The sequence below is a fragment of the Kitasatospora sp. NPDC056076 genome (assembly GCF_042266305.1).
Taxonomy (GTDB): Bacteria; Actinomycetota; Actinomycetes; order Streptomycetales; family Streptomycetaceae; genus Kitasatospora.
In genome coordinates, this window is the sequence record NZ_JBHJWG010000033.1 from 95,957 (window position 1) to 103,430 (window position 7,474).

Here is a 7,474-nt window from a genome sequence, read left to right on the forward strand (position 1 = left end):
CGCGCCCACCGGCAGGCCGGCGCCATCGCGCTCAGCCCCGTCGCGTCCAGAAGTTCCGCGCCTCCTCCCGCTGCGCGGCCACCCCCGGCACGACCGCGAGGGCCTCGGCGTACCGGCCCTGCCGCACCAGCAGGCCCGCCAGGTCCCGCGCGGCCCCCTTCCCGGGCAGCAGCGAGCGCAGCCGGGCGATCGCCTCGTCCAGCCGCCCGTCCCGGGCGAGCAACCAGGCGATGGTGGACTCCCGGTCGTGAACCCCCGCCGGTGGCAGTGCCTCGATCTCGGCGATGGCCTCCCGGCTACGGCCCGACTCCCCCATCAGCCACCACCGGTTGGACCGGAGCCAGAACTCGTCGTTCTCCGCGTGGAATTCGGGACTGCGGCCCACGGTGAGCTCCAACGCCCGCTCGTGCAGGCCGTGTTCGGCCAGTAGGAGCAGCACTGGCTGGAGCAGGTTCCCGTCGTGAAGGTTGTCGAAGGTGTGCGCCACCGCCGCCACCGCGTCCTCGAACCGGCCCTGACGCCCGAGGAGTTCCAGCAGAGCGTTCTCGTAGTGCCCCGCGTAGGTCGAGGTGGCGATCCGGCCGCGCAGGTACGCCTCCGCCTCCCCGGGGCTGCCCGCCTCCTCCAAGCCCCGCACGTACGGGCGCAGCGCGGCGAAGGTGTCCGTGCCGGCGTGTTCGCGCAACTCGTCGATCCGCCCGCGCCGGACCAGCACCTCGGCGTAGTCGCGCCAGGCCCGGGCCTCGTCGAACCCGTCCCCGGCCGGCTCGGCGGGGCAGGCCAGCTCCAGCGCCTGCCGGATCCGCCCCCACCGCAGCAGGACGTCCGCGCCCACCCGTACCGCGGGCTGCCACCCGGTCGCCGCGAACGGCTCGACGACCTCCCAGGCCCGCCCGAACTCCCCGGCCGCGCACAGTTCCCGCACCACGCCCTCGGCGCAGCACCAGTCCCCGCGCTCCCGCGCCGCCTCCGCCACCAGCTCCGTACAGCCCCGTTCGAGCAGGGCAGCCACGAGCTCCCGCGGTACGCCGCCGTGGTGGCTCAGCTGCCACTGAAGATCATCAACGTTCACCGGCGCACCCTAGGAGGCGCCACGGACAGCCCCTGGCTCCCGACTCCGACTGCCTGCTTCCCGGCCGCCCGTCAGGCCAGGGCCGGGTGGATCAGCCGGCCGTGGTGGATCAGGGAGGCGGCCTGCTTGAGGCGGCGCACGCGGACGCTGATCTCGTAGCCGCGGATGCCCTCGATGCGGGCGAGGCGGGTGCTCAGGTAGCGGTAGAAGTCCGGGGTGTCCTTGCAGAACACGACGGCCATGATGTTGTGCCGGCCGCTGACGGCCGCGGCGAAGGCGACCTCGTCGTGCCGGCTGATCTCCTCGCCGATGCGGTGCAGCCCGGACAGGTCGACCTGGAGCCAGAGGGTGGCGTTGAGTTCGTAGCCGAGCCGCTCCGGCATGGTGTCGATGTCGAAGACCAGCGAGCCGGAGGACTCCAGGGCCTCCATCCGGCGGGCGACGCGGGGCTTGGACCAGCCGGTGACCTCGGCGAGGCGGGTGTGGGAGGCGCGGCCGTCCTCGGCCAGGGCGGCCAGCAGGGGGAGGTCCTCGTCGGTCGGGGTGAGCGGGGGGCCGACGGGGGCGGGGCGTTCTCCGGCGAGCCGGCGGACCTGCTCCTCGGTGAGGGAGCCCTCGCCGCCGGTCCAGCCGCCCGCGCGCTCGGGGCCGAAGGGGTGGATGAGCAGGTCGACGCTCATGTCGAGGACGGAGGCCGCCTTGGGGAGCTGCCGCAGCAGGACGTCGTCGCGGCCGGTGCCGGCCGGTGAGCGGATGATGCAGTTGATCTCCGAACCGCCGGAGGCGATGCCGACGTAGGCGACGTCGGGCCTGCGGGCGAGGGAGTCGGCGAGCGGCCCCACGGCGTCGGGGCGGCAGCGCAGGCGGGCGATCCACTCGGCCCGGCCGTGGGCGGCGGCGGAGCTCAGGCCGACGACGCGCAGGACCCCGCTGCGACGCAGCGCGGTGTAGCGGCGCGCCACGGTCTGCTCGGACACCCCGATGACCTCGGCGAGGCGGCGGAAGGGGACCCGCGGGCCGTAGTGGAGTCCGTGGATGATCGTGCGGTCCAGGGCGTCGGGCATGGCGGAATCATCACACAGTCGGCACCGGAATGGATGTTCCGGAACGTCCTCCGAGATCGTTCGGGGATCCCGAACCCGCCGGGGTGAAGCTGGTCGGCGACTCCGCACCCTCCACACCCTCCACACCCTCCGCACCCTCCGCACCCGAAGGACGACCTCCGTGAACTCCGCAACGATGCAAGGCCCCAGGACCGGACGGGGCGTCACCCTCGTCATGGCCTGCCTGGGCGTCTTCGTCGCCTACCTGCCCGTGACCACCGTGTCGGTCAGCCTGCCCGCGATCCAGCGGGCGCTCGGCGCCACCACGGCCCAACTCTCCTGGGTGTCGGACGCGTTCGTGCTGCCGATGGCCGCGCTGATCCTGACCACCGGCGTGGTCGGCGACGTCCACGGCCGCAAGCGGGTGTTCCAGGCGGGCATGGCGCTGTGCGCGGTGGGCGCGGCGGTCTCGCTGGGCTCCGGCTCCGTCCAGGTGCTGTGGGCCGGGCAGGCCGCCTCCGGCCTCGGCGCGGCGGCGCTGCTGCCGACCACGCTGGCGCTGATCAGCCACGCGGTGCCCGACCACCGGGAGCGCGGGAGGTTCATCGGGCTGTGGGCGATGTCCATGCTGGCCTCGCTGGCCGTGGGTCCGCTGATCGCGGGCGTGCTGCTGGACCACGTCGCCTGGCGCTGGATCTTCCTGCTGCCCGTCCCGGTGTCGCTGGTCGTGCTGGTCGTCGCCGCGTTCCTGCTGCCCGACTCGCGCGCCCCGCACGGCCGTCGGCTCGACTGGCCGGGACAGATCAGCGCGGCGGTGGCCGTCACCGCCGTGGTCTACGGCGTCATCGAGGGCGGCGCGAACGGCTTCGGCGAGCCCGCCACGGTGGCCGCCCTGGTGCTGGGTGCGCTCGCCGCGGTCGTCTTCGTCGCCGTGGAGCGGCGCAGCGCGAGTCCGATGATCGACCCCGCCCTGTTCCGCAGCCCGGCCTTCACCGCCACCTCGCTGGTCGCCATGATCAGCTTCCTGGGTCTGATCGGCTTCTTCTTCGCGCTCAGCCTGTACTTCGGCCTGGTGCAGCACCTGACCACCCTCCAGGCGGCCCTGCGGATGGTCATGGTGACCGGGGCGTCGCTGGCCGCCAGCCTGCCCGTCGGGCGCCTGATGCACCGGGTGTCCGCCCGGGTCCTGATCACCTCCGGCCTGGTCGTCACGGCGGGCTCGCTGCTGTCGCTGACGAACCTCGACGCCCACACCTCCTTCGGCTCGATCGCCTGGCGGCTGCTGCTGCTCGGGCTCGGCCTGGGCGCCGTGCTCACCCCGATGACCGCCACCGCCGTCTCCGCCGTCCCGCACCACCTGGCGGGCATGGCCGCGGCCGGCAACAACGCCTTCCGCCAGGTCGGCGGCGCCCTCGGCCCGGCCGTGCTCGGCGCCCTGCTGACCACCCGGGCCGTGGACGCCCTGCCCGGCCGGCTCACGGACGCCGGGGTGCCGGCCGCGACCGTCGGCCACGTCGTCGACGTCGCCCGCGAGCAGGGCCTCGGCGCCGTCGCCGGACTGGACCTCGGCCCGGCCACCGGCCAGGCCCTGACGGCGCTCAGCGGCTCCTTCCTGGACGGCCTGCGGCTCTGCCTGGTCGTCGCGGCCTCGCTCGCCCTGCTGGCCGCCCTCGCCTGCGCCGCCCTGCTCCGCCCGGCGCCGCCCCGGACCCCGGCGCCGCGCACCGCCCCGGCCACCGACCGGGAGCCGGTGCCCGCGCCCTGACGCCGCCCGATCCCCCCGCATCACCACCTTCGCCACCGGCAGCCCTTCGGGTTGTCGGTGGCACATGTTAGGAAGGGTGTGCACCAACTGGTCTGCGGGACGGGGAACTGCTGTGGGGTGGATCGGGACCGAGACGTCGGCACCGGCCGTGAAGGGCTGGGCGGGCACGCTGCCCGAGCGTGAGGACGTGCGCCCGGTCGTGGCCGCGATACCGCGGGTGGTCAAGGACGACCTGCGCTACGACGCGGTGCCCTGGGCCCGGTTCGACCACGCCTACGGCTCGGCCCAGGACGTCCCCGCCCTGCTGGAGACCGTCCGCCTGGGTGACGCGAGGGCCTCCGAGGGAGCCCTCGCCACGCTGTGGAACAGCCTCGCCCACCAGGGCGGCACCTCCACGGCCGGCGCCCTGGCCGTCCCCTTCCTGCTGCGCATCGCCTTCGCGCACCCCCGGCACCGCGCTTCGCTGGTGCGGCTGACGGCATCGGTGGCCCACCGGATGCCGTGGGGCGACGGGACGCGTGGCGGCCTGCTGCGCGTCGGCCTCCCGGCGGACCGGCCCCGGTACGAGCAGGCCGGCAGCCTGGCCAACCGGTCGATCGAGGCGGCCCGTTCGGCCGTGGCCGCGGACGCGGCGCTGCTGCTCCACCTGCTGGACGACCCGGACCCGGAGGTCCGCCACGCCGTCGCCCAGGCCGCAGCGGTCGTACCGCCCCCGGCGCCCGTGGTCGCGGCCGTGCTGCGCGGGCGTCTCGCCGTCGAGGAGGACGCGGCGGTACGCGCCTCCCTCGTCCTGGCGCTCGGTCAACTCGCCTGGGAAGCGGGCGATCCGGCCACCACCGCGCTCCTGCACGCCTGGTGGCGGGACGAGGCCCGCCCGCCGGAGGTCCGGGTCGGCGCCGCCCTCGCCTGGCTCTGCCTGACCGACGACCCGATACCCGCCGACCTCGACGCCTTCCTCGACACCGCCGTCACCGACGACCTGGTGGAACTCCTCGCCGCCGTCCCCTGGCTGGACGCCGTCGAGGACCTCGACGAGAGGAACGGGCTGTTGGTCTGCCTGCACCAGATGCGCCATCCTGAGGACTTCGCCTGGCTCGCCGACTGACCCGAGCGGCCGGGACCACCGCTGGGGAGGAACGACGGTATGTACGCATCCGAACAGGCCTGGCGCGAGGTCGACGCCTACTTCGTCGACACCCTCGTCCCCGAGGACGAGGCGCTGGTGCACGCCCGGCGGTCTGGCGGGGCGACGACGATGCCGCAGGCCGAGGTCGCGGCGAACCAGGGGAAGCTGCTGGCCCTGCTGTGCGGGATGAGCGGCGCCCGGCGGGTGCTGGAGTTCGGCACGCTGGCCGGGTACAGCACCATCTGGCTGGCCCGCGCCGTCGGCCGGGACGGCCACGTCACCACCCTGGAGCTGGAGCCGCAGAACGCCGCGGTCGCGGCCGACAACCTGCGCCGGGCGGGCGTCGCCGAGCGGGTCGACCTCCGCACCGGCCCCGCGCTCAAGTCGGCCGAGCAGCTGGTCGAGGCCGGCACCGAGCCGTACGACTTCGTCTTCATCGACGCCGACAAGCCCAGCAACCCGGCCTACTTGAAGGCCTCCCTGGCGCTGACCCGCCCCGGCAGCGTGATCGTCATCGACAACGTGGTGCGCAACGGCGCCGTCACGGACCCGGACAGCGACGACGACCGGGTCCGGGGCGTGCGCACCGTCCTCGCGGACATCGCCGCGGACGACCGCCTGGAGGCCACGGCGCTCCAGACGGTCGGCGCCAAGGGCTGGGACGGCTTCACCGTCGTCCGCCGGGTGCGGTGACCGGACGCGGTGCCCGGTGCGGTGCCCGACGGAGGGAGGGGTCGGGGGGCGGGGTCAGAGGGCGGGCACGATCATCGCCGTGAACGGGACGGTGGCCGCCAGGCGCTCCTCCAGCAGGCCCCGGTAGGCGTCCGACGCGTAAGCGGCGTGGGCCTGTTCGGCGTCGGCGAAGCGCAGCACCACGGTGTGGCTGCCACCGGGCGGGCGACCGCCCTCGCCCAGGTGGACCGTCCGGTCGGTGCTGGCGACCAGTTCCGCGGGGCCCAGCAGGACGGCGGCGGCGCCCTGGCGGTAGGCCTCCAGGCGCTCGGGGTCGGTGACGTCGTAGTTCAGGATGAGCAGGGCGGGCACGTCGGCTCCTCGTCAACTCTGCGAAGGGGCCGGCCCGGTGGACGGCCCGTACCCCAGTGTCCCCGTCGCGGACGGCGCCCTGCGGGCGGGGTCCGGCGGGCCGCGCCCGGGTACCAGGCCGCCCCCCCAACGCGACGGGGCAGGGCCACCGGAGGGTTTCCGGTGGCCCTGCCCCAGCAGGGTGCGCCGCTCAGGAAGCGCTCCGCAGGCGTCAGTTCATGAAGGTGACGTCCCAGTGGCTGCCCTCGTTGGCGAAGATGTTGCCGGAGGGGGCGGTCCACAGGTCGGCGCCGTCGCCGCGGGTGCCGCTGTGCGAGAAGTTGCCGTGGATGTAGTTGGTGATGCAGCTCGTGATGCCGAAGTCCAGCTTGTAGCCGGTGCCGTGGCTGTAGGTGCCGCTGGCGTGGCCGGCCTCGGTGCCACCGGTGATGTTCACCGCGCAGTTGCTGGCCCGCTTGAAGTTGACGGCGCCGTCGGCCGAGGCGCGGCGCAGGCCGTCGAAGGAGGTGCAGCTGCTGTTGTTGCGGTCCGAGCAGCCGCCCGAGGACGACCAGGTGATGCCGGCGGACGAGAAGATCGAGGCGGCCTGCGACTGGGTGAGCTTGTCACCGCTGCCGCCACCGGAACCGCCGGTGCTGCCGCCACCGCCGAGCAGGGCGCCCCAGGTCGCCGGGCCGACGATGCCGTCGACCGGGTTCAGGCCGGCGCTCTGCTGGAAGGCGCGCACCTTGCCGTCGGTGCCGGGGCCGAAGGCACCGTCGACGGCGAGGCCGGCGCCGTGGGCGTTCAGCTGGACCTGGAGGGCCTTGACGGCGTCGCCGTTGTCGCCGTTGCGGACCGTGACGATCAGCTTGGACCAGGTGTCGCCGCCGACGATGCCGTCGACCGGGTTCAGGCCGGCGGACTGCTGGAAGGCCTTGACCTTGCCCTCGGTGCCGGGGCCGAAGTCGCCGTCGACGCCGGTCGCGAAGCCGCGGGCGGACAGCAGGTACTGGACGGTGGTGACGTTGTCACCGCGGTCACCGCTGCGGACCAGCGGCCAGCTCGCGGCCTGGGCGGCCGGAGCGACGAGCACGGCCGCGAGCAGCGCGGCGAACATCGCGGCGACGATGGCCGAGATGCGTTTCATGACGGTTCCTCACTGACTGACTGAGCGCGGAGCGCAGGAGAGGGGATCGGCGGCGCCGGACGGCCGTCGGCCGCGACCGGCCGCCGTGGGGAGACGCTAGGAGCCGCCGACGGCGTCCCGCTAGCGCTTCCCCGTCCCTGGGACGCCGTCCGCCCCGGGACCGCTCTGCGGCCCGGGTGCCCCCGGCGTCCCGGGCGTCCCAGGGACGCGCCGCACGGCGACGGCCCACCGCCGGGACGGCGGGGGGGCGGTGCCAGCCCCGCTAACCGCCGTCACCCCAAGGGCCCCGCGCTCG

At 74.6% G+C, this 7,474-nt stretch carries 7 protein-coding genes and 1 pseudogene; 3 read left to right on the plus strand and 5 right to left on the minus strand.

Annotation, left to right across the window (positions count from 1 at the left end; translation table 11 throughout):
* Positions 1-31 precede the first annotated feature (31 nt).
* Together ACFC1T_RS25560 and ACFC1T_RS25565 are read right to left on the minus strand one after the other, a co-directional pair.
* Entirely contained in the window at positions 32-1,072 is a 1,041-nt protein-coding gene (locus ACFC1T_RS25560) for a hypothetical protein (RefSeq protein WP_375892103.1), read from the minus strand.
* Positions 1,073-1,143: 71 nt separating this feature from the next.
* The gene (locus ACFC1T_RS25565) at positions 1,144-2,136 is read right to left on the minus strand and encodes an Lrp/AsnC family transcriptional regulator (protein ID WP_375892104.1); all 993 of its coding nucleotides are present in this window, start codon (positions 2,134-2,136) and stop codon (positions 1,144-1,146) included.
* A 175-nt stretch (positions 2,137-2,311) separates the two neighbouring features.
* Here ACFC1T_RS25565 and ACFC1T_RS25570 point away from each other — a divergent pair, with 175 nt between their 5' ends.
* The 3 genes from ACFC1T_RS25570 (at position 2,312) to ACFC1T_RS25580 (ending at position 5,699) form a co-directional block, all read left to right on the plus strand.
* Positions 2,312-3,880, plus strand: a complete 1,569-nt coding sequence (locus ACFC1T_RS25570; protein ID WP_375892117.1) for an MFS transporter — start codon at positions 2,312-2,314, stop codon at positions 3,878-3,880.
* 112 nt (positions 3,881-3,992) lie between these two features.
* On the plus strand, positions 3,993-4,985 hold the full coding sequence (locus ACFC1T_RS25575) for a hypothetical protein (protein ID WP_375892106.1): 993 nt from the start codon (positions 3,993-3,995) through the stop codon (positions 4,983-4,985).
* A gap of 39 nt (positions 4,986-5,024) precedes the next feature.
* Positions 5,025-5,699 (plus strand): O-methyltransferase, encoded by a 675-nt coding sequence (locus tag ACFC1T_RS25580; RefSeq protein ID WP_375892107.1) that lies wholly within the window; start codon positions 5,025-5,027, stop codon positions 5,697-5,699.
* A 54-nt stretch (positions 5,700-5,753) separates the two neighbouring features.
* On the opposite strand, the gene ACFC1T_RS25585 is transcribed toward ACFC1T_RS25580, so the two are convergent.
* The 3 genes and pseudogenes from ACFC1T_RS25585 to ACFC1T_RS25595 form a co-directional block, all read right to left on the minus strand.
* Positions 5,754-6,050: a DUF1330 domain-containing protein gene (locus ACFC1T_RS25585; protein WP_375892109.1), complete on the minus strand. Its 297-nt coding sequence runs from the start codon at positions 6,048-6,050 to the stop codon at positions 5,754-5,756.
* A gap of 211 nt (positions 6,051-6,261) precedes the next feature.
* Entirely contained in the window at positions 6,262-6,750 is a 489-nt protein-coding gene (locus tag ACFC1T_RS25590; protein ID WP_375892119.1) for a peptidoglycan-binding protein, read from the minus strand.
* Positions 6,751-6,762: 12 nt separating this feature from the next.
* Positions 6,763-7,179: pseudogene (locus ACFC1T_RS25595) on the minus strand (peptidoglycan-binding protein); the annotation flags it as partial.
* Between the last annotated feature and the right edge of the window lie 295 nt (positions 7,180-7,474).